The organism is Glaciecola sp. XM2, assembly GCF_018595715.1.
Lineage (GTDB): Bacteria > Pseudomonadota > Gammaproteobacteria > Enterobacterales > Alteromonadaceae > Glaciecola.
This window is the reverse complement of the sequence record NZ_JAHEOJ010000019.1, coordinates 90,894-113,396: the sequence shown is the minus strand read 5'-3', so window position 1 is coordinate 113,396 and position 22,503 is coordinate 90,894. Positions and strand designations below refer to the sequence as shown.

Sequence of the window (22,503 nt, the reverse complement as noted above, 5' to 3'; positions counted from 1 at the left end):
CTTAGCTGTCGAATAAGCTACATAGGATCTATCGTGAGCAATAGACGTGCATCTGCTTGATTACACGCTGGAGAGCGATGCACAATGCCATTGTTTTCGTTTTCAGGCCACGCCTCTCCCTTTAGCAACAACACATCACCACTTGATGCCTGCATGACTCGATGCTGTTCGCTATTGATTAAATCCTTTGAGGATTTTTGTGGGTACTCGCTATCTAACCATTGTGTTGCCGCGCCAACATAGGTACATATTAGTCTGCCGCTAATTTTATCGGTATGAAATTTAGGGCACATGGCGCGGTCTAGCTTTGCAAGTCTCAAGCCCACACTGTCGCACTCAAATAAGCAGCTGGTCATATCCACTAGCAGCAATAGGTCTTCTAAAAACGCCGATTTTTGCGGATGCCCAGGCAGTGCCGCATCCAAAATTGAACGTGCCTCATGCGTGTCGACTGCCCGCACAATATTGATATTGTGATTCACTAACTCTGTGGCATATTGCTCGAATTGACTCGAAAGCTCTCTTTCCCATATGCACAGGTTGATAGCATCGTCGAAAAAAGAGGTAAATACTTGGTGTGAATCGTCTTTGATGGTACCCGAAAATTCAATTGCCTGAATTGCCATGTATTGTAGCCTCCTATCTATAAGCGCTGGTAGTTAGCTTGTTTACTAAGCTTTAAACTAATTAAATGTGCCGATATTAAGCAGGCTGACCCAATCATGGTTAACACAACCTCTGGGAAGCCGTGGAAAAACATTGCGCTTAAAAATGCGCATATGCCAACACTGGCTAGTATCAACATGGTCTGATTTCTTGTTTTTAACCATTGTTTAGGGATACTCAACGCTGCAAATAACAAAACGGGTAGCAACAAGGTTTTGTGCACCCACTCTTGCTCTAGCACGCTAAGTACCGCACCACTGCCGAGTAACAAAATCAACACTGGCGTCACTAAGCAGTGACATATGCATAAGGAAGAAAAAGTAATACCTAATCGGTCGGAGATCATTTGCTTTTTACTCTCGCTAGTCTATATTGTTACAATATAACATCTCAAACATTAATGTTACAATATAACATTTACAATTGATGTGTCTTTGTGATCAGGAACATGTTAAAAAACATAATATTGAAAAAGATTATCCCACCATCAGTCGTCATTGCTGACAGACTGATGGTTGTTTTGAGAAAGAGAGCAGATATGCCATTAACAAACAAAGCACCTTTAAAGCAAAATAGCCTCGTAATTGGGCTTTTAGTCAGTCTTTCGACCTTCACCTATGGCAGCACAAATGCACATATCCACGGTCAAGCTGATTTCACCGTTGCTATGGAAGCAAACCTTGTACATATGCAGTTAACACTCCCCGCTGGCGATGCTATTGGATTTGAACATAACCCTACCAATCAACAAGAGCAGCAAAAGTTGAACGACGCCAAAGCAAAGCTGCAAGAAGTATCTACATTATTTGTGCTCAATACCCAGCAATGCGAGATAGTCGAATCCATCGTCGAATTTGGCACAGACAATGCGCTAAAGGGGTCTTTTGAATCTAACAGCATGTTGCAAGATGTTGGCAGAGATGAGCATGAACATGGTCATCAGCACAACCATGACCATACTGATAAACATGCTTCAACGGAGTCTAAACATCAGCATAACAATATCATCGCACAGTACATGCTTGAGTGTTCAAGTGCAGATGCGCTTAAGAATATGAGTGTCAATCTCTTTGATATATTCCCAGCAATATCTACCATTAATGCACAGTGGATTGCCCCTCACGGTCAAGGTGGGCAAACACTGTCGGCAAACACGCGACAACTTAATTTACAATAATCCGGAGGCTTCTATGATTTCAAGACGACAATTTAACCAAGGTTTAGTAGCGTTAGCATTTGCCGGACTCTCAAGACAACTCATGGCCATGCCCGGTAGTCAAACCAGCAAAGCACTTGCCGATGGCCTCGGATACGGAAAGCTTATTAGCGACCCTAATGGGATCTTAGATTTGCCCGCAGGATTTTCATATAAGGTCATATCATCGCTAGGCGATATGATGTCTGACGGGCTAACCGTGCCTGATAGAGCAGACGGGATGGGATGTTTGCCTCTAGACGAAGAGCGTGTCGCGTTGATTAGAAATCACGAACTATCTCCTTTAAAATCCCCTAAATCAAAATCTGATACACCTCGCTTAGTCAACACCGCACTTTCATATGATCTTGACGCAAATGACTTCCCATTGCCTGGCGGCACAAGCAATATTATCTACAACCTTAAAACCCAGCAGGTTGAAAAAGAATTTATGTCGCTCATCGGCACTATTCGAAACTGTTCGGGTGGTATTACACCTTGGAATACTTGGTTGACCTGTGAAGAATCGGTGATGAAGGCATCTGATCAGATTGGCAAAGATCACGGCTATGTATTCGAGATACCCGCTAATGCAACACAGTTAGTCGATGCTAAGCCTATTAAAGCAATGGGGCGCTTTAACCACGAAGCGGCTTGTGTTGACCCTAGAACCAACATTGTCTATCTCACCGAAGACAGACATGACAGCTTGTTTTATCGTTTTATTCCCGATAATAAGCAGGACATCCATGCAGGCGGTCGTTTGCAAGCCATGGCATTAGCCACTCAATCTCAGTTTGATACACGTAATTGGGAGCGTCTTGAAATGCATCTCAATCAAGACTATGCCGTTCGCTGGATTGATATCGATAACGTAGAAAGCCCAGAAGATGACTTACGCGTACAGGGTTTTGAAAAAGGCGCAGCGCTTTTTGCAAGGGGCGAAGGTATCTATTGGGACAATGACCAAATGTACTTTTGCTGCACCAACGGTGGACAAACAAAACTTGGACAAGTGATGCGCTATAAGCCGTCTACTAAAGAAGGAAGTGAGGTCGAAGTTAGCGAGCCGGGTATCTTAAGTCTATTTGTAGAGAGCCCTAACAAAGCGACGTTCAACTATGGCGATAATATTTGTGTTGCACCAAACAATCATTTGATTGTGTGTGAAGACCAGTACTCTGATACCGTCAATAATCACCTTAAGGGCATTACGCCAAACGGAGAAATTTACGACTTTGCAAAGGTAAGATGGCAAACCGAGCCAGCAGGCGGATGTTTTTCTCCTGATGGAAAAACCTTCTTTGTGAACCTCTATTCGCCCACGGCAACACTTGCCATCACGGGGCCTTGGGAGAGCTTTAAACAAGCTTAAAGCTGTTTTGACGCAGTATTTGCAGGAGAGAAAATAAGTAGTGGGACAATTTAATCTTACATTATCGCCTCGCACTAGAGGGTTTCATCTTATTACAGATGAAGTCCTCGATGCATGTGGCCCGCTTCCCGATACTGGATTAATGCATGTGTTTATCCAACACACATCAGCCTCCCTTACTATTAATGAAAATGCCGACCCGAGCGTGCGCCAAGATTTAGAATCCCACACCAACGTACTAGTGCCTGAAAATGCCTCATATTATCGACATATCTATGAAGGCAGCGACGATATGCCTGCGCATATCAAAGCCTCGCTGTATGGAAGCAGCGTATCGATTCCAATCATCCGTGGCCGATTAGGACTAGGTACTTGGCAAGGGATTTTTTTGGGTGAGCATCGTGACCAAGGGGGTAAAAGGCAACTGGTTATTACCATCATTGGTTGCATGGAATAATCGGCTATTCGAACTCTAAGGTGGGAAGTATTTATTGATGCATGAGCGTAGCTCTATGCTTTTAAATAACGTGGCAAATGCTTTTGACTAGCGTCTATTGTCTATTGCCGTATTCTCAATGTTGTGAAGTTGTGAAAAAACACGTATGTTTATTTTATACACACAAAATAACCGTACAAAATGATAAAAAATCTATTTTTAGAAGCCCAAAGACGACGCGTTTGGTCTGTTATAGCATCCTACGCTATCGCTGGATGGGTCGCGGTTCAGGTGCTAAGTATTATTCCTCAGGCGATTGGCTTACCTGACTCGATTTTAACGCTTTCAACGGTGCTGTATTTAGCCTTCTTCCCTGTAGTGATTTTCTTTTCATGGTATTTCGATATCACCTCTGAGGGCATAAAACGCACACCTAATAAGGGGGAAACTGAACCTGCAAAGGTAGGTAAGCTGTATTGGTTTGGGTTTGCAGGTATGGTTGTTTTATCAAGTATACTTGGCTTTTACGGATATCAGCATGCAATATCGCAAATTGGTAATAATGCAGAACTCGTAAAGCGAGAAAATCTAAGTCAAAGCATAGCGGTGCTGCCGTTTAGAGATGCCAGTTCTAATTCAGATCAACTCTTTTTGGGGTTAGGACTACAAGAAGAAATATCCAATAAGTTATCAACCTTTGCAGGGTTAAAAGTTGCTTCTACCTATTCTTCAACCGCCTATGCCGCAAAGTATACAGATCTATCAGTTATCGCAAGTAAGCTAGGAGTCGCAACCATCCTCACCGGGAGTTCTCGCGTAAGTGGCGATCGCCTCAGAGTAAGAGTAGAGTTAATCGTTGGCGCTACTTTAGAGGTAATTTGGTCCCAGTCATTTACGAGGGAATTAGTTGATTTTTTTAGTATTGAGGAAGAAATTAGCCGGGCAGTGGTAAACCTACTTCAAGAAAAGGTGATTAGCGATGATGATTTTATAATCGCAAGTAAGACGGAAAACTCGCTCGCACTAACCCTGTATTTACAGGGCCGGGAAAAGCTTCGCTTGAGAACCTCTGAAGATATTTTAGAAGCTCGTAAACTTTTCGAACAGTCATTGGCGCTTGACTCCGAATATGCAAATGCCAGAGTAGGCTTAGCACAGACATTTTTGTTGTCTGCTTCCGGCCACAACAGCTTAGGTAACTTGGATCCCGAACTCGCTGCGCAACTTGCCAAAGAAAACATTGATGTAGTGTTATCAAGATTCCCGGAATTACCGGAAGCCCATGCTAGCTTAGGAAGGGTGTTGGCTTATCGTGGCGAACATGAACAAGCCTTAACGCATTATCAACAGGCTATCTCGCTAAGCCCCAACTACGCCACTGCATATGTTTGGCAGTATTTTTCTCTAGAGGCATTACAACGTTCAGAACAAGCGTTTGCAAGTTTGGAAAAAGCCTATGCTCTCGACCCCGCATACCTTCTAGTCATATACAATTATGCACTTGCTCAGCAGGAGTTAGGCAATTTAACAGACGCTGAAAGGCTTTATAATGAAATATTAGAGCTTCATGAAGAGTCGCCTTTGTCGCATAGAGGCTTCGCAGCCTTGGCCTTCTCCCAAGGGGATTTACCGAAAGCCGCCATTGAATACAAAAATGCCTTAACCAAATCACCAAAAAGTGAATCTTACCGAACTGCTCTGTTGAGTATTTTGTTTCAAGTGGGAGCGGTAGATATAGCAAAAAGCTATCTTGTGAATAAAGAATGGGACGTAAACGTCCTAATAGCGGAAGAAAAATATGATCAAGTACATGCTTTGATGGAGCAAAAACTAATCTTATCGGAAAACAACAAATGGTTAGTTTATGAAGCTGCTTGGTATCAGTATCTTTATGGAGATATGAATGCCGGTTCTCAGCTATTGTTAGAAAATAACTCCCAGTTTTCAGAGCAAGAAATGTTTCTCCCTCCTCTGTGTAACCCTGCGATGGAGTTTGCTTATGCCTACCAACTAAACGATGACTTAGCTAAAGCCACAAATCTATTGCAAGGCTGTCGCGACCTTCTCGCTAATGCAGAGACTGCGGGCAAAAAAAGTGAAGCACAAGACTATTTAGCAGCACGTATAGCAGCGTTAAGTGGTCAACCGTCGATGGCAATAGACAGGCTGCAGAATGCGTTTGATAAGGGTTGGCGCGAGCATTGGAGTAAGAATGACCCGCTTTTAGTCAGTATTCGTGATGACAAGCAGGTGCAAGAAATTTTTTCACAGATAGATGATGAATTAAATAAAGCAAAAACAGCTATCGAAGATAACTTTGCCCAGTGACATTGTAAGCCTGAGGAGTACTTAAGTCACTGGGCTAGTTTGCAAACGCACGTATTTAAGTGCGTTTTTTACGCCATAAAATAAAGGCCAAGCCCAAGGCAAACAACGAAATAACACTCGGAGCACTTACCAGTTTTAAACCATAGCGCTGCGTTGTAAACTCGAATTGTTCACCTATCTTAGTCCACAAGAAAAACCTAACACCGTTTTCGTCAAATATAGACAAATTAGGATCATATTCGCCAAACTCAAACCCATCAGGCGCACTATAAATTGTAGTCAAAGCAATTTCGTAATTCCCTACGCCAAGACTATCTGGAAACACGGTATCTAAAAACACATCAACATGACTACCGGGCACCAGTGATGAGGCTGTCGCCGCGAAGCTTATAAGGGCCTCTCCTGGTGTTGTACCTGTGCCCTCGGCAAATATTGTCCATTCATAAGAAGCGGTTACACCGTTTTCCTTACCATACAAATCACCGAAACCTTGTACGCTAAATGGGTCATTAATATTAAAGACGTACTCGCAGGTAGACGGGTCGCATCTTTGAGCTTCATCGACTTCTGAAAGTGCTCGATTTGCAAAAGGAATGGCTTTTGTCAACTCATTGTTAGCACCTGGGGTCTGAATAAGTGTTGGCAGGTTCACATCTTGAAACAAACCAGTGTCTACTGGCGCTAGGTAGCGAATAGTGCCACCGCCGCCAAGACCAACTCCCGCGCCACCGCGTATGATGAGTTTCGCTTCTGCAATGGATGTGAATAATGTACAAATCGCTATGCTTAAAATGAAAACGCTTGTGCTCATGGACTTCATATGGAAAATCTCGTGATCCGAACCAGACTAAAATGTATGCAATATCTACGCCCTTGCATAACCTATTGAAATTAAACACTTATTTTATGCTGATAAAAAAACATGTAAAAAAATCTGACATGTTTGGTGATTAACAATCACAGGGCTTTGGGAGAGCTTTAAACAAGCTTAAAGCTGTTTTGACGCGGTATTTGTAGGAGAGAAAACAAGCAGTGGGACAATTCAACCTTACATTATCGCCTCGCACTAAAGGGTTTCATCTTATCACTGATGAAGTCCTCGATGCGTGTGGTTCGCTTGCTGATACTGGATTAATGCATGTGTTTATCCAACACACATCAGCCTCCCTTACCATCAATGAAAATGCCGTTCACCAGCGTTCCACCTCGATATGGCGTATTCAATTCACAGCGCACTTTTCCATGGTCAGTCATGCTTGAACGCTGTTCGCTAACAAACACCAACCTGTTCTTATGGATTCATGAAATAAAAAATAAAAATTTATGGAATAAATCATTTGGTAATCCGTTAATCAAGCAAACGGTCTTAGAAGTTTCTGACATTGGTAAGCGTGGTTATGCGGTTTTGAAGTGCATAAGCACTCATATAAGAAAGATGCGTTTATTTTAAATAACACAAAATAGTTAGTGAGGATAAACAATGAAAATGCAAAAGCGATATATTTTAAGCACAATGGTAGCAACCTCCATGCTTTACGCATGCGGTGGCTCAGGCGATACAACTACTGAAAGCCTACCGACAACGGCAACTGGCTCTTTGTCGGTGGCGATTGATGGCCTGCCTGCGGGCGCCCAATCCGTTGTATCTGTCACGGGTCCAGGGGGATTCTCAAGCAACGTTAACCAAAGTACAACCCTATCTGACTTAGTCCCGGGCACCTATACATTAACAACGTCGCCTGTATCGGCGGATAATATTGAGTTTAACGTGCTACCTGCCAGCCTCTCTGTAAACGTCAGCGCGAACACAACGGTATCGCAAGAACTGATTTACATGACTGACGTGCGTAGTGAGGGCGTGATTAGCAACTTTGGTAGTGTTTTTGTTAATGGGGTGCGTTTTTCTACCGATGATGCAACAGTAGAAACTGACGACAGTGATAATGCAAGCGAAGATGATCTTCGGGTTGGCATGAACGTCACGGTAAAAGGTCGTCAGACCGCCGATGGTGCTATTACTAGCGCAAGTAACATCATTCACTCGGTGCATGTTGAAGGACCATTAGACGCAATCTCGCTGGCAGATAATCAACTTGTTGTCTTCGGGCAAGTGTATGTGGTTGACTCGCGCACCGTTTTTGACGATATCACCTTTGAGACTTTGCAAGTAGGCGAAATTGTTGAAATTAGTGCCATTGAAGGCAGTGATGATACATGGATAGCAACCTATGTAGAACTTGAAGATGACGCGGACTCTTTCAAACTAAGTGGTGAAGTTTCCAACCTAAATTCTGCAGAGCAACAGTTTAACCTTGGCAGTGTCATCATCGATTATTCGCAAGCCAATATCGACGCTGAATTAGCAAATGGACAGAAGGTAAAAGTCATTTCAAGCCTAGGACTGATAGATGGTGTGATTAACGCAGACAGAATTCAGCTTAAGAATGATGAAGATGACAATGATTCAGATCGGGAATCCATCGATGGCATTATTAGTGCATTGGGCGATAATCAATTTAATATAGGCGACAAAACAATTCTTTGGAATGAAAGCACTTCTTTCAAAGCGGGCACTAGCGAAGACCTGACACTAGGTTCAAGAGTTAAAGTAAAAGGCACAAAAACTGACGACGGTATTGTTGCTGAGCGTATCCGTTTTGATAAGCAAAGCGAACTTGAAGTGGAAGGCGTGCTGCAGTCTGTTGATATAGAAAATAGCACTGTGACCGTTTTAAATACCGTATTTTTAGTCGATGAGTTTAGTGTATTAAAAGATGATTCTGATTTAGAAATCCGACGCTTTAGTTTGGACCAGCTCAATGTTGGCGACCTACTTGAAATAGAAGCGTTTTTAAACGGCGATACTTTAGTAGTGAAAACGCTGGAGCGCGAAGAAATTGTGGGCGGCAGTGGTAACGACGATGATGATGCCAAATTAAAAGGGCAAGTTGTCGCTATTGAGGGCAACACGATGGAATTGTTAGGAACCACTGTATCAACAGGCCAATTTACCGAGTTTGAATTAGGTGATGCAGATGTATCAGCAGATGTGTTTTTTGCTCAACTTGCTATAGGTGATTGGGTTGAAGTTGAAGGCATCAGGCAGACAGACGGCAGCATTCTGGCCACTGAAATTGAGACTAGCAGTGCAAATGGAAATAATGGTGATGATGAGTCTGGTGGTGTTGAATTTGAAGGCTTGATTTCTAACTTTGAATCGCCAGAATCATTTACCGTCAATGGTCGTCAAATAACCACTAACGACCGTACCTTTTTCAAAGGCAATGCACTTTCTATGCTCGCAAATGGTGTGTTGATTGAGGTGTATGGCCGTGAAGCCGACAACGGTGATATTTTAGCAACGAAAATTGAACTCGAAGATATGGACGACAGAGACGACTATGACATCGAGATTAAAGGTCTTCTGGAGGCCGATGCCGCAAACGGTTTGATAGTTGTCAATCAACAGGAAATAAGGTTTAACGAGTCCACCGAGTTTTCAGACGGGGGCGTTGCGGACTTACTCCAGGGCACTTTTGTAGAAGTAGAAGCGACTCTTGATGAAGACGGCGTGTTATTCGCTAATAAGATTGAGATTGATGACCGCGACGACGACAACAGTGTTGAACTTGAAGGCCTCATTTCAGAGATTTTAGAAAATGGCGAAATTGTTGTTGCCGGAATCACAATTGTTCTGACTGAAGGCACGGAGTTTGAAAATGGCAATATGGATCGCCTAGAGATAGGTTTGTATATTGAGGTAGAAGGACGCTTTAACGACGAACAAAAGCTAATCGCCGATGAGTTAGAATTTGGTGAAGCTGAGCGTGATGAATTAGATGGCGCTATTGGACAAGTGTTAAGCGATAATCAATTTACGCTTGGTAGCTTCATAGTGCAACATGACCGGTATACCCGTTTTAAAGAAGGCTCTGTAGGCGATATTGCTGCTAACGTGGAGTTGGAAGTAAAAGGGTTTTTCAATGATGAGGATATTTTCATCGCCGAGAAAATAGAGTTTGAAGATGATTAATTAAACCCTAAAAATAATGCCCTCAGTCGATAGTGTCATTGACAGGGGGCATTTCTTTATTTAGCTTGGTATAACAGGCGATTGTAAATGGAGCAAAGGAATGAGAATAATGACGTTTAAGGTTGCCATCACCTACCTTATCTATGTATTTACAGCCATATATTTAGTTGGCTTGAGCAAAGTTGCTTTTAGCAAAGATGCGGGAGGTTTTTCTTTCGATGGACAGCTAGAGGCCTTTGTTGGTAATGATAATAACGTTGTGATAGAGGAAATTGATTTAACAACGTCCACCAGTGATACCTTTTTTACGTTTAAAGCAAAAGGTGGTTTTGACTATAATTTTGATCAACAACATAGCGTTACGGCAGCGCTAAGCTACACCGATAAAAGCTATTCTGATGCCGACCGTTTTGATCTGCAAACGACTTTGTCTACCGTCGGTTATAAGTTTAAACATGAAAGCTACACAATCAATTTTGATTACAGGAAAGCGGACGCCGAACTAGGTGGGAATGATTTTCTTGTTTTGACACAAATATCTCCAGCTGTGTCGTTTTTTCTTACTAAGAAAAGTTTTTTTCGTCTGGCCTATACGAATATTGAAAAAGAGTTAGTCAACAATCCAGTGCGCGACGCAAGCAGCGATGAATTTGGTCTTGATTATTATTTTTTCTGGAATGGCTTGAATGACTATTTCATTAGCTCAATTAGGTTGAGACAGGAAGATGCACAAGACCCCATATTTGATTTTCAAAGCTACCAATTGCGGTTCGCCTATAAAAAGCGATTTGAATTAATGGAATATAGCTCACGCTTAAGTCTTGATGCTAAATATCGGACACGCGATTTCGACACAAGCATTAACCCTTCAATCAATGCCTTTCGCGTTGATAAAAGAAGATCATTAAGTGTTTCGAACGAGCTAGAAGTCTTCGATAGCCTTTTTTGGACCTTAGCGCTTGAATACGTTAACAACGATTCAAACTTAGACACCGCTAGTTTCAGCGAGACAGAAGTTATCACTGGCATTTTGTATCAGTTTTAGTTATTCCGCTTTGCTTTTAATTTGCTCTTTTTGCAAAAGCGAACTCTGAGTAAGCGCACCAAAACCGTAAATCTCGTCTTTTCCTGGCTCCCCAAGGTCAAGCGTTAAGCGCATTAGCTGATTTAAGAGAACCCTTTGTGAATCCTCGTTAAGGGGTTTTTCAGGCAGCATACTGAGAATCTTGGCAGTAACAAACGGGGTAGCAAAAGAGGTACCGGTTACATTTGCGTATCCCTGTTTATCATCTGCTGCCCGAACATTCACACCATATGCGGCTATATCGACCTGTGAACCTCTTACCGCTCGGCGGTACACGAGTTGATTTTCAGTAATTGCAGTGACCCCAACAACACAATCATAAGCTGCTGGAAACAAGGGCTTAGAATGAGGGCCATTATTACCAACAGCCGCAATAATAATAACGCCCTGTTGACAGTACTTATTGATAACGGATGATAATATCATGTTTGGAGGGCCAGCTAAGCTCATATTAATCACCTTAATATCTTGCGACACAAGCCAGTCCAGCGCCTTAATTAGACTCTCGGTGGTAGTAATTTGACCATTTGTAGCGTCGTCAAAAAATACTGACGCGGCAAACACATCAATATTACTCAATAAGCCTGTATACTCCTTACTATTGCCGGTGAGAATACTTACCACTGAATTGCCATGCGCGCTTGCTGAAGCGGGTGTGTTTTCGGCAAAGTCTTTACTGGTAATATTGACTGAGCGCAATGCCGGGTGATTTCCTTGTATTTGAGTATCGATGATACCTACTTTTTGTTTTCTGGAAGGAGACTCAATACTTAATAAATGATGTGGATTTAGTTGGGTTGCTTTCACTTTTTCATTTTGCTGCGAAAGCGCATAGATATGGTTGAGATCAACGGCTCTATCGCGAGTATTTAAGCTCATTAGCAATCGTGCGCCTTCGCGATCTCGTTTAAAAGTACTGGGGGCTTCTACACGGACTAAATCTTTATCCAAGCTAGGCAAATAGCGTGTGCTAATGATGGAATAGCCCTTAGAGCTGAGAAAGTCAGCATCATCTGGGGTATTTAATATTAACCAGTCGTCACTAAATACCTTTTCAATGCTTGCGTCGTTAATTTGCCCGATAACATCTTCTACTTCCCGAGTAGCACGCATCTCTATAATATCGTAGTTATCATCAATATCAGCTATAGCTAAGGCTTCGGTTGCAAGCTCTCCGTCTATAAAATCGTCTTCGACGTCCTCTTCAATGTCATCGAAGACATCGTTTTCAGTATCATCCTCTACATCATCCTCTACATCATCCTCCACGTCGTCCTCTACATCATCCTCCACGTCGTCCTCTACATCATCCTCCACGTCGTCCTCTACATCATCCTCCACATCGTCTTCAACATCGCTTTCAACGTCGTCTTCTACATCGCTTTCAACGTCGTCTTCTACATCGCTTTCAACGTCGTCTTCTACATCGCTTTCAACGTCGTCCTCTACATCGCTTTCAACATCGTCTTCTACATCGCTTTCAACGTCGTCTTCTACATCGCTTTCAACGTCGTCTTCTACATCACTTTCAACGTCGTCCTCTACATCGCTTTCAACATCGTCTTCTACATCGCTTTCAACGTCGTCTTCAACGTCGTCTTCAACATCGCTTTCCACGTCGTCTTCTACATCGCTTTCCACGTCGTCTTCTACATCGCTTTCCACGTCGTCTTCTACATCGCTTTCAACGTCGTCTTCTACATCGCTTTCAACGTCGTCTTCTACATCGCTTTCCACCTCGTCTTCTACATCGCTTTCCACCTCGTCTTCTACATCGCTTTCAACGTCGTCTTCTACATCGCTTTCCACCTCGTCTTCTACATCGCTTTCCACGTCGTCCTCTACATCGTCTTCAACATCTCCCTCTACATCAACTCCTAGCTTAAAAACGTCATGAATCGGTAATGAAGTCGAATCCAAGAACTCACGGGTATAACGAGTAAGAATATAGTCAACATTAAAATATAGAGGTGTTGACCTGTGTGCGAGTAAAGCATCATCTTTGTTCTGGTCTAGTCCAACCGCAGTTCCATGAGCTAAAAAAGCGCTTATAGACAAGGCTAGCTGATGGTATGATTTAGAAAACCGCATATATGTTTTACCCGCGCCGAAAAAATAAAATAAAAAAATGCTTAGTTCTTGGAATAAAGCATAAAGTCATTCGTTAGTAAAGTAGATTAGAGAATACAAAAGATGGACAAAGAAGCTTTGAAGTTACTAATTTTAGATAATCTCAAAGATCTGCGTCGCTTTGCTTATTCACTGACAAATGACATTAATGATGCCGATGACTTGACCCAGATTGTTGTGGAGAAGCTGCTAACAAAACCTATTCCTGACAATGTTGAGCCTTTGCCGTGGATTTTTAGAGTTTGCAAAAATGCTTGGATTGATGAGCTGAGGTCAAGAAAAATACGCACCATCGATGATAACGTTGAGGTATCACAAATCGAGTCCTCGACTAAAAGTAGCGAGATTGCTGAAGACAATTTGCAGCAGTTAAAAATAGCGATTACTGAGCTCCCTGAGGCTTATAGAGTCGTCATGAGTTTGATAATAATATCGGGGCTTTCCTACGCAGAAACGGCTGAAGTGTTAGAGATACCGATAGGGACCGTGATGAGCCGGGTTGCCAGAGCGAGAGAGAAATTGTCACAAATGTTAAATAAGTATGGGGTGGGTGAACAATGAACAAATCGGATATTGAGATGCTCTCAGCTTACTTAGATAACGAGCTTAGCGAGGCCGAGCGCAGTCATTTTGAAGAACGCCTGGCCACAGACGAGGTTTTAGCTGAAGCGTTTACGAAATATAGTGAGAATGATCAGGTATACCGAGAAGCATTCTCCGCTATTGATGAAACTCCTGTTCCAGACTCTATACTCAGCTTAATCAGTGAGTCGGAAAAAGACGTGTTGTTAAGTAATCAGCACAATGTGGTTGAGTTGAAAAAGTGGCGGCGTGTTAAATGGCTCCCAATCGCGGCTTCGTTTTTGATTATTGCTTTGTCTTTGCCCGTATTGTTCAACATGAATGAACCAGATAGTCCCTCTGTTGCAAGCGTGCTCGATAGTCAACTCTCTGGTCAAAAGGTTGAAATAGCTGCGACAACAAATTTAGAGCTGGTAATGAGCTTCATTGATCAGCAAGGTCATTTGTGCAGAGAATATGTACTTTCGCAATCTAACAGCGTTGAACAGAAAATAGCGTGCAAGATTGACGGCATGTGGCAGACTCAAATCAGCGATACCCTTTATAATCTTGGTGGGAATCATTATCAGGTCGCTTCAAGCGGCGGCTCTGACAAGATTGAAAACTGGCTGGATCTCAACATGTCGGGCATTCCGTTGAGTACACGCGCCGAGGAAGCCGCGTTAAACCGCTCTGCTCCTCAAGAAAAATAAATGAGAATGCAGGTTAGTTCAATCGGACCAGGCTTTAGAGTGCAAATAGCCAAATAATTAAACTCTTCTTTTGCTAGATCTACCCTTTCAATACTTACTGACGCTCATCCTTTGTTGATTCCATTAGCACATGCGTCGTAATAGTGGCGACTTGAGGGAGTGTGCCAAGCACATCGGTATGAAACACTTTGTAGTGTTTTAAGTCGCGTGCCTCTACCCGTAAGATATATTCAAATGACCCTGTGACGTTGTGGCATTCCTTTACCTCTGGTGCTTGTGCGATAGCAGCTTCAAATTCTTGTTGAGATTTTTTGGTATGTTCACTGAGCCCCACCATCACGTATGCAATAAACCCTATCCCTAACTTCTCTTTATCAAGGACAACACGATAGCCCTTTATAATACCCGATGATTCTAGCTCTTGGACCCGACGTAAACATGCCGAAGGCGATAAATTTACTTTGCTCGCAAGCTCAGTGTTGGTAATTCGGCCTCTCACACCAAGTACTTGCAATATTTCTCTGTCTATTTTATCCATAATGAATTTTTATTGCGCCATTGATTATTTATATAAAACATATTGCACATTAATTTACCATTTAATTCACTATAATTGCGAGAACAAACAATTACATCGGATAAAAGCCTAATGACATTAGAAATCGCGCTTGCACTTATGCTCTTTGCAATGGCTTCATCAATCACTCCGGGGCCGAACAATCTAATGCTAATGACCTCCGGCGTAAATTTTGGGTTTAGACCCACCCTGCCGCATATGTTTGGTGTGTCATTAGGCTTTGTATTGATGGCAATTTTAGTGGGCGTGGGGATTATGCAGTTGTTTGACGCCTTTCCCATCAGCTATCAAATTTTGACGGTACTGAGCGTGTGTTATATGTTGTTCTTGGCATATAAAATTGCGTTTAGTGCAAATAATATCAAGTCTGTATCCGGTAAAAGCAAGCCAATGACCTTTATTCAGGCAGTGCTCTTTCAATGGGTCAATCCTAAAGCATGGACGATGGCACTGACCGCGATTAGCGTATATGCGCCGTCTAAGACAGTAATGTCTATTATGTTTGTAGCGTTGATTTTTGGGGCGGTCAATTTCCCATGTATTGCGCTTTGGGCAGGGCTTGGAACGAAAATTAAACGTATCCTTCACTCCCCAAAACGTCTGCACCGATTTAACTTCACCATGGCAGCCTTACTTATATTGTCTTTGTATCCCGTGTTTATTTAAGCTAAGGGTCTGCTGAATGAACGTAAGTCACCATCAAACAGCGCTGAGTGGTCTGACTATCACAGTTTTTCGTATCCTCCATTGATTTTATAAAAGGTAAAGCTAGCAGGGGGATGCGTGATACAGGTTTCTGATCTAACCATGGAGTATGGGCAAGAGGGTGCGCCTCTGCGGGTACTTGATAATCTAAATTTTAGCATGCAGCGAGGTGACACCGTCGCCATCGTTGGGCCATCTGGATCAGGCAAAACCACCTTAATGCAGCTGCTTGCAGCCTTAGAGCAACCCACGCACGGAAAGATTGAGCTTGACCAACAAGCATTATCAGGCTTATCGGTAGATGAGCTGGCAGACTTTCGGCGCGACAACATGGGCATTGTGTTTCAATCCTTTCACTTAATCGACAGTTTAACTGCACTAGCGAATGCTGCCCTACCCCTTGATATCGCAGGCAAAGCTAACGCATCACAGCGTGCCAAAGACATGCTAGAACGCGTAGGTCTTGCTCATCGTATATCACATTACCCACAGCAACTATCGGGTGGCGAACAGCAGCGAGTTGCCATTGCAAGAGCCTTGGTGCACGAACCTAGGCTGATACTGGCCGATGAACCCACCGGTAATTTAGATGAAAACACGGGTAATCGCGTAGCAGATTTACTGTTTGATCTGCATGCACAGTCAAACGCAACCTTAGTACTCGTGACGCACGACATGCGTTTAGCACAGCGCTGCAAACGTTTGTTTTGGCTCGAATCAGGTAAATTACGTGTTGAGGACAACAGTGAACTTTCAGCTTAAATTTGCATGGCGTGATTTGACTCAAAGCCTCAAACGCTTGTGGCTCTTTTGCGCTTGCTTGATGTTTGGCGTGTGCTTGGTAATGGCGGCGGCAAGTCTTTATCAAATGCTCGATCGCGTCTTGCTGTCGGATACTCGCGCGCTGATGGGAGGCGATGTCGAAATTGAGTCCAGCCAAGCCATCGAGCAAGAGGTATTAGATTGGATTGCAAACACCTCTGAAATATCACTCACCCGTGAACTCGATACCATGATGAGTACACAAAGCGATGAATTTTCCCTCGTTGAATTATTAAGTACCGATAACGCCTACCCTCTCTATGGAGAGTTACTGCTTGAACCCAATCAAGCGCTGAGCGCGGCGCTAGAGCAGGTTGATGGCCAATGGGGCGTGGCGATTGACCCTTTATTGGCAGAGCGCTCAAAACTCAGTGTTGGAGATATTATTTATATCGGCGATTTGGAACTTGAGGTTCGCGCTTTGGTGCTAGAGCAGCCCGACCGTCGATTAAACGCAAATTGGCGCGGCGCACCGGTGCTCATATCAGAATCGGCAATGGATGCTTCAAATCTTATCTTGCCAGGTAGCCGCGTAGAACATGAATATCGCATTAAAACCTCGCTTGATGTGAAAACTTGGGAGGCGAATTTCATCGCACAATTCCCAAACACTGATTGGGAAATACAAACCTTTGAGGATAGGAGCGAGCGCATCGCAGAGCGTCTTTCGCAAATTGCATCTGGCTTGCTGATTGTTGCATTTAGCACCTTGTTTATTGGTGGCTTAGGGGTTTACAACAGCATATCGGTGTATCTACAAAGTAAACGCGAAACTATTGCAACTTTGAAGGCTTGCGGGCTTAGAGATGGCAGAATTGGGCAAGTTTTTATCATCCAGATCGCTCTCCTTGGTGGCATTTCAGGCCTATTGGGGGTCGCGCTTGGTAGCATTATGGCTATGTTAGGCAGCCAAGTTTTAGCGCAAGACCTGCCCATTGCTTTGCAAGCGAGCGACGTGATGATAGCGGCAATCGCGGCTTGTTTTTTTGGCATGGTAACGGCTTTTACCTTTGCGCTGCCGGCTTTAGGACGAGCCCTGCAAGTGGATGTGGCGCATTTGTTTAGAGCCAACAATATTGGCGGCGATAGAATTAGTCCACGTTGGCGTATTGCCAGCTACGCAAGTGCCGTACTGCTGGCTTTCATTGTATTGCTGGCTATTCCTAACCTTTTATTTGGCTTGGCGTTTTTGGCAACGGTGCTCTTATGCTTGGCATTTTTTGAGGCTGTGGTGCACGGTTTACGCAAGCTATCCAAAAAGATGGAGCAGCGACCTTGGCTCGCCAGTCATGCAGCAACACGTTTAGCACTTGCTAATATGCATCGCCCCGGCACGCCCTTGCGAATCACGCTGCTGTCTTTAGGCACTGCGCTGACGCTGTTGGTTGCCTGCACCGTTATTGTGATTGCTTTGCTTCGATTGGTTCAAACGACTATTCCTAACGAGTCTCCTGCACTGGTGGTTTATGACGTGCTCGCTGAGCAAAAAGATGCCGTCACCAGCATCACACAAGAATTCGATTCGGTGACCAAGTTATCTTTGTCGCCCATCGTTCGAGCACGCGTGTCGTCCATTAACGATACTGCCATACGCGACTTAGCAGACCAACAAATCGATTGGCAGGACATGGCCCGCGATGAGCACAAGCTAAGCTACTTAACCGGCAATATCGACGGCATAAAGATGGTTGAGGGTGAAATATGGGACGACGCTTTAGAGCAAAGCATCGCCGAAAACGACCAACTCGACTTTGCATTTATTATGGAAGATAGAGAAGCCAATCAAATGCGCCTAGAGATTGGAGATACCGTTCAATTTACCATCGTTGGCATCGAGCGCACAGGAGTACTCACCGGTATCTATAGCCAACAAGGCATACAAACCCGCTTTTGGTTTGAAGCTATCTTTTCTGATGGTGCACTCGATGATTTCATCACGTCTTATGTGGGTACCGTGTATATGGACAATGAGCAAGCGCTGACCCTGCAATCACAATTGGCGCGTAATTATCCCAATATCATTACGGTTCGTACTCAAGATCTTATTGATTCGGCCAGTGACCTATTAAACAAAGGTTCCAGCGGATTAACCGTGATTTCGTCTATCAGTTTGTTGGTAAGCTTAATGGTGCTAGCGAGCGTAATGGCAGCTGGCCGCAGCAAGCAAAGCTATCATGCCATTATTCTATATTGTATGGGGGCACGAATTTCTTATATTCGACGTGCAATTGCCATTGAATACGCCTTTCTAGCAGCAGTGGTCAGTAGCTTTTCGGTTGTTTTAGGGCTCACAATCGCCACACTCGTTTTACAAGTGCGACTGAAGCTATTTGCATGGGACGTATATTGGTTAGGCATTACAGTGGCAATACTCTCATCACTTATTGTATTTGCTCTCGGGGCGCTTTATTTATTCCAAAAGTTGAAAATTCAGCCTGCCCAGTTGCTTAGAGAATCAAGTTAGGCAAATTACAGTACGAAAGTGCACTTACACCTACAAGAGCGTCGCTCTTAACGCGCTGCCCGTCGTTACCTTGAGGTACGATTTACCGGTGGACCTTTAAACACTTAAGCCTTTTTTCGCGCAAAAAAGTGAAATTTGTAGCAAAGCCGTCATCTATTTGGTAAGTTTTTGATTGAACGATAGACATATCAAAATAATTACTGGATATTTTAGAACAACAAGGAAGGCGCTATGAAGTTGCTGTTAGCATCATTAATATTTTTACTCTCTTTTACTACCTACTCTACCGAACTCCCCATGGAACAATTCACGCGTCATGGCGATTATTTAGACATGGAACTTTCACCCGATGGTAAGCACGTGTTCGCGCGTGTAAGAGTTGAAGGACTCGTTGCTATCTTGTTTATAGAAACAAAAACAATGAATGTCGTTGGTGGCGTAAGACCACCAAATAAGGGACAGATTCACTCAGCCGAGTGGATTAACAACGAACGCATTGTTTATCAATTACAAGAAAAACAGTCTCGTTACGACGCGCCTGTAGCAACCGGTGAGCTATTTGCGATCAATATAGACGGCTCTCGCTCCACCATCCTATTTGGGTATCGTGCTGGTAATGCTGAAACCGGTAGCCGGATCTCTAATCGTGAAGATGTGCGAGCTAGCGCAGAAATCTTAAGCTATTTGCCCGAAGACGATAAATACATTCTTGTGGCCGAGTATCCCTGGACCTTAATTGGTAATACCTTGTACGATGACCGCAAAAAGAATCCTAACATCGTCCGCTTAAATGTTTATACCGGTACGCGCAGAAGAGTCGAAACCATCCCCTTCCCAGGCGCAAAAGTCTTTGCCACGCAAAATGGCGACATTAAATTTGCACGCTGGATAGATGAAACAAATACGCTAAATACTGCATCACGTAAATCAGAAGATGATGAATGGACGCCTTTTGAGGTAGATGGTATTCCTGATTTTGTGCCAATTGCACTGAGCAACGACGGCACAAAAGTATTTGCCTATGGCGATATGACTGACAAAGAGTTAAACACTATTTATCAGCTTGATTTAGAAACCCAAGAGGTGAGCAAATTATTTGGTGATATCACCACCGATATTTTTGACATTAATTGGGATCCTGCGCTTAACATGCCGGTGGTCGGGATGAGCTATCCAGGCAAAGTCCAATATAGCTATGCCCCGGTAGAAAGCGAAACCGCTAGTCTTCATAAGCGTCTTATACCGGCTTTTGGCAGTCAGAAAGTCTCTATTCCTAGCCAAAGTAAGAATGGCGAAATTTTGCTTTTACGCATCGACAGTGATGTGAACCCCGGCGAGTATTATTTGTTCAATACCAAGACCAATGGCGCTGAGTTTATTTGGGCGAACCGCTCATGGATTGACCCTCGCATATTGTCAGCAAAACAACCCATTTCATTTGAAACCGAGGATGGTTTAACGGTTCATGGCTACGTTACGCTGCCACAAGGCACCACAGCAGAAGACAAACTCCCTATGGTCGTCATGCTTCATGGCGGTCCACATGGCGTTTATGACCGCTGGGAGTTCGACACTGAAAGTCAATTACTCGCGAATCGCGGATATGCTGTGCTACAAGTAAACTTCAGAGGTAGCGGTGGTTATGGCGATGCTTATTTACGAGCAGGCTATAGAGAATGGGGCGGTAAAATGATTCAAGACATTCTCGACGCCACCGAATATACCGTAGCTAACTTCCCTATAGATAGAGACCGCATGTGTACCTATGGTGCCAGTTATGGCGGATATGCCGCGGTAATGGCAACGGTCAGAGCCCCTGACATGTACAAATGTGCTATTGGCTACGTTGGATTGTATGACTTAAGCTTTGCCTACACCGACTCGGATATCACCCGATCATTGGGCGGTCAGGCATATCTTGAGCGTGTAATAGGCACGGATCCTGAGGAGCTTGCCGCAAACTCTCCGGTAAACTTCACTGATAAAATCAAGGCCAATATCATGCTTATTCACGGTGAGCGCGACGCCCGAGTATCTGTTGAAAACTCAGAAGTACTCAAAGAGCGCTTAGAGGCCAATGGTAAAGAAGTACCCTATCTGAACTTCAGCCGCGCCGGACACGGCGTGTTTGATGAGTCGGGACGATACGAACTTTATACCGCAATGGTTGAGTTCTTTAATGAGAATATAGGTAAATAGAGTTAACGCTGTTTTCTCGCTACCCGTTAGTCTAATAAAAATAACGGCAGTTTTTAACTGCCGTTATTAACGCCAACAATACAATAATTCATATATGTTTAAAGCCCGTTGAACATATGACTACTCAACTACAAAGCTTCATGCGCTAGTCAGACTGTTAAGTAATTTTCCATAGCAACTTAAGTAGTGCTTTCTTCTATCTGAGGCAATCACCTGAAAATTGACAACCACACAACGTATGCTAGTTTTTGACATGGTTTACAAAGATTTTTTAACCCACTGCGTTTACTAATGGAAAAATAAATGAAAATAATCACTACAAAAATAGCACTCACTATCGCTTTAACCGGCTTTACCATGATGGAAGTCGAAGCCTTAGGTTCAAAGAACGTTCAAAACTTCAAAGTGTCTGAAAGTAAAATAATATCTAATGACTTACGCTTAGCATTGCAATTAGGGCTATCACAGACTCAATACAAACGCTTTATTGAAGTAAAAAGCCTCTCTGGGGCATTTTACAACTTACCAAACGCGATAAACCTAGAAGCAAGCGCCGCTTGGATGCAGGTAAAGCAATTAGAAAAGCAGCTTGATGAATTGCCTATTAATCTGCAGGATGAGGTTCAAAATATCACGCAACATAACATACAAGTAGCAGCAGAATATGTGGGCGTGACTGCTTCTCAATTCAACGAATTGTTATCTAAATATGTATCCCTGACTGGTACAACATTCAAGGCCACCAGAACAATACACTCAAATAGCGCCTCGGCAACGAGTACAAATGAAGATGACGAGCAAGAGGAGGAAGAAGTTCAAGTAGAGGTCATCAGTGTGACGTATACGGTGTCTGGTAGTAATGCCCTTAGTCTATTAAATCATGGGCACGCGGGGTTAATGAATCGCATACAACGCGATGCTTCTAACACAATCACAAGCCAACTTGGTGTCGTAAATGTTACTTTTAATGTGCCAGAAAAAGGTATGGTTGTTCAAAAACAGTACCAATACGATAGCGGCAGCATTAGTAATAATGGCGACTTTTCATGCACCGGCAACTGTAATGATGGGAATATTTTTATTCCTTTTTAAGCAGGGTCTTTTCTTGAATACCATCAGTCAGCGTTGCGCCCATTTGGGCCTTCGCACTATGTAGGGATTTGAGTACGGATTTGAATACTTGGATAGCGAGGCTTTTGGGGTAATTGTTTGAGA

At 43.4% G+C, this 22,503-nt stretch carries 18 protein-coding genes and 1 pseudogene; 14 read left to right on the top strand and 5 right to left on the bottom strand.

Translation table 11 applies throughout. The features are described from left to right. Nucleotides 1-17: 17 nt before the first annotated feature. Both KJ365_RS04370 and KJ365_RS04365 read right to left on the bottom strand, forming a co-directional pair. On the bottom strand, nt 18-626 hold the full coding sequence (locus tag KJ365_RS04370; RefSeq protein WP_214450413.1) for a DUF1826 domain-containing protein: 609 nt from the start codon (nt 624-626) through the stop codon (nt 18-20). Between the two features lie 17 nt (nt 627-643). Next, nucleotides 644-1,012: a MerC domain-containing protein gene (locus KJ365_RS04365; RefSeq protein WP_214450412.1), complete on the bottom strand. Its 369-nt coding sequence runs from the start codon at nt 1,010-1,012 to the stop codon at nt 644-646. A 192-nt stretch (nt 1,013-1,204) separates the two neighbouring features. On the opposite strand from KJ365_RS04365, the gene KJ365_RS04360 reads away from it, so the two are divergent. From KJ365_RS04360 to KJ365_RS04345, 4 genes are all read left to right on the top strand, one after another. After that, the gene (locus tag KJ365_RS04360; RefSeq protein WP_214450411.1) at nt 1,205-1,843 is read left to right on the top strand and encodes a DUF2796 domain-containing protein; all 639 of its coding nucleotides are present in this window, start codon (nt 1,205-1,207) and stop codon (nt 1,841-1,843) included. 13 nt (nt 1,844-1,856) lie between these two features. Continuing rightward, the gene (locus KJ365_RS04355) at nt 1,857-3,236 is read left to right on the top strand and encodes an alkaline phosphatase PhoX (RefSeq protein WP_214450410.1); all 1,380 of its coding nucleotides are present in this window, start codon (nt 1,857-1,859) and stop codon (nt 3,234-3,236) included. A 40-nt stretch (nt 3,237-3,276) separates the two neighbouring features. Further along, a complete protein-coding gene (locus tag KJ365_RS04350) occupies nt 3,277-3,693 on the top strand; it encodes a secondary thiamine-phosphate synthase enzyme YjbQ (RefSeq protein WP_214450409.1) in 417 nt (138 codons plus the stop codon). A 180-nt stretch (nt 3,694-3,873) separates the two neighbouring features. Further along, complete coding sequence (locus tag KJ365_RS04345; RefSeq protein ID WP_214450408.1) at nt 3,874-6,000, top strand: tetratricopeptide repeat protein; 2,127 nt, start codon at nt 3,874-3,876, stop codon at nt 5,998-6,000. A 55-nt stretch (nt 6,001-6,055) separates the two neighbouring features. On the opposite strand, the gene KJ365_RS04340 is transcribed toward KJ365_RS04345, so the two are convergent. Further along, nucleotides 6,056-6,811, bottom strand: coding sequence for a hypothetical protein (locus KJ365_RS04340; RefSeq protein ID WP_214450407.1), 756 nt, complete (start codon nt 6,809-6,811; stop codon nt 6,056-6,058). A gap of 221 nt (nt 6,812-7,032) precedes the next feature. Between KJ365_RS04340 and KJ365_RS16735 the strand changes: the two are divergent. From KJ365_RS16735 to KJ365_RS04325, 3 genes and pseudogenes are all read left to right on the top strand, one after another. After that, a pseudogene (locus KJ365_RS16735) lies at nt 7,033-7,188 on the top strand (YjbQ family protein); the annotation flags it as partial. A 292-nt stretch (nt 7,189-7,480) separates the two neighbouring features. Then, nucleotides 7,481-10,033 carry a DUF5666 domain-containing protein gene (locus KJ365_RS04330; protein WP_214450405.1) on the top strand — a complete coding sequence of 851 codons (2,553 nt, stop codon included), beginning with the start codon at nt 7,481-7,483 and terminating at the stop codon, nt 10,031-10,033. 109 nt (nt 10,034-10,142) lie between these two features. After that, on the top strand, nt 10,143-11,078 hold the full coding sequence (locus KJ365_RS04325) for a surface lipoprotein assembly modifier (protein WP_214450404.1): 936 nt from the start codon (nt 10,143-10,145) through the stop codon (nt 11,076-11,078). Here KJ365_RS04325 and KJ365_RS04320 read toward each other — a convergent pair whose 3' ends face one another. Beyond that, entirely contained in the window at nt 11,079-13,208 is a 2,130-nt protein-coding gene (locus KJ365_RS04320; protein ID WP_214450403.1) for a S8 family serine peptidase, read from the bottom strand. It lies immediately after the preceding gene. Nucleotides 13,209-13,310: 102 nt separating this feature from the next. On the opposite strand from KJ365_RS04320, the gene KJ365_RS04315 reads away from it, so the two are divergent. Further along, entirely contained in the window at nt 13,311-13,808 is a 498-nt protein-coding gene (locus tag KJ365_RS04315; RefSeq protein WP_214450402.1) for an RNA polymerase sigma factor, read from the top strand. Next, the gene (locus KJ365_RS04310; RefSeq protein ID WP_214450401.1) at nt 13,805-14,521 is read left to right on the top strand and encodes an anti-sigma factor family protein; all 717 of its coding nucleotides are present in this window, start codon (nt 13,805-13,807) and stop codon (nt 14,519-14,521) included. Before KJ365_RS04315 ends, KJ365_RS04310 begins: the two co-directional genes overlap by 4 nt. 94 nt (nt 14,522-14,615) lie before the next feature. On the opposite strand, the gene KJ365_RS04305 is transcribed toward KJ365_RS04310, so the two are convergent. After that, complete coding sequence (locus KJ365_RS04305; RefSeq protein ID WP_214450400.1) at nt 14,616-15,059, bottom strand: Lrp/AsnC family transcriptional regulator; 444 nt, start codon at nt 15,057-15,059, stop codon at nt 14,616-14,618. 111 nt (nt 15,060-15,170) lie between these two features. On the opposite strand from KJ365_RS04305, the gene KJ365_RS04300 reads away from it, so the two are divergent. The 5 genes from KJ365_RS04300 to KJ365_RS04280 all read left to right on the top strand — a co-directional run bounded on the left by KJ365_RS04300 (nt 15,171) and on the right by KJ365_RS04280 (nt 22,380). Further along, the gene (locus KJ365_RS04300; RefSeq protein WP_214450399.1) at nt 15,171-15,764 is read left to right on the top strand and encodes a LysE family translocator; all 594 of its coding nucleotides are present in this window, start codon (nt 15,171-15,173) and stop codon (nt 15,762-15,764) included. Between the two features lie 117 nt (nt 15,765-15,881). Further along, nucleotides 15,882-16,565 carry an ABC transporter ATP-binding protein gene (locus KJ365_RS04295; protein WP_352109323.1) on the top strand — a complete coding sequence of 228 codons (684 nt, stop codon included), beginning with the start codon at nt 15,882-15,884 and terminating at the stop codon, nt 16,563-16,565. Beyond that, nucleotides 16,549-19,089: an ABC transporter permease gene (locus tag KJ365_RS04290; protein ID WP_214450398.1), complete on the top strand. Its 2,541-nt coding sequence runs from the start codon at nt 16,549-16,551 to the stop codon at nt 19,087-19,089. Before KJ365_RS04295 ends, KJ365_RS04290 begins: the two co-directional genes overlap by 17 nt. 231 nt (nt 19,090-19,320) lie before the next feature. Beyond that, the gene (locus KJ365_RS04285) at nt 19,321-21,288 is read left to right on the top strand and encodes an alpha/beta hydrolase family protein (protein WP_214450397.1); all 1,968 of its coding nucleotides are present in this window, start codon (nt 19,321-19,323) and stop codon (nt 21,286-21,288) included. 303 nt (nt 21,289-21,591) lie between these two features. Next, the gene (locus KJ365_RS04280) at nt 21,592-22,380 is read left to right on the top strand and encodes a hypothetical protein (protein ID WP_214450396.1); all 789 of its coding nucleotides are present in this window, start codon (nt 21,592-21,594) and stop codon (nt 22,378-22,380) included. The last annotated feature ends 123 nt before the right edge of the window (nt 22,381-22,503 follow it).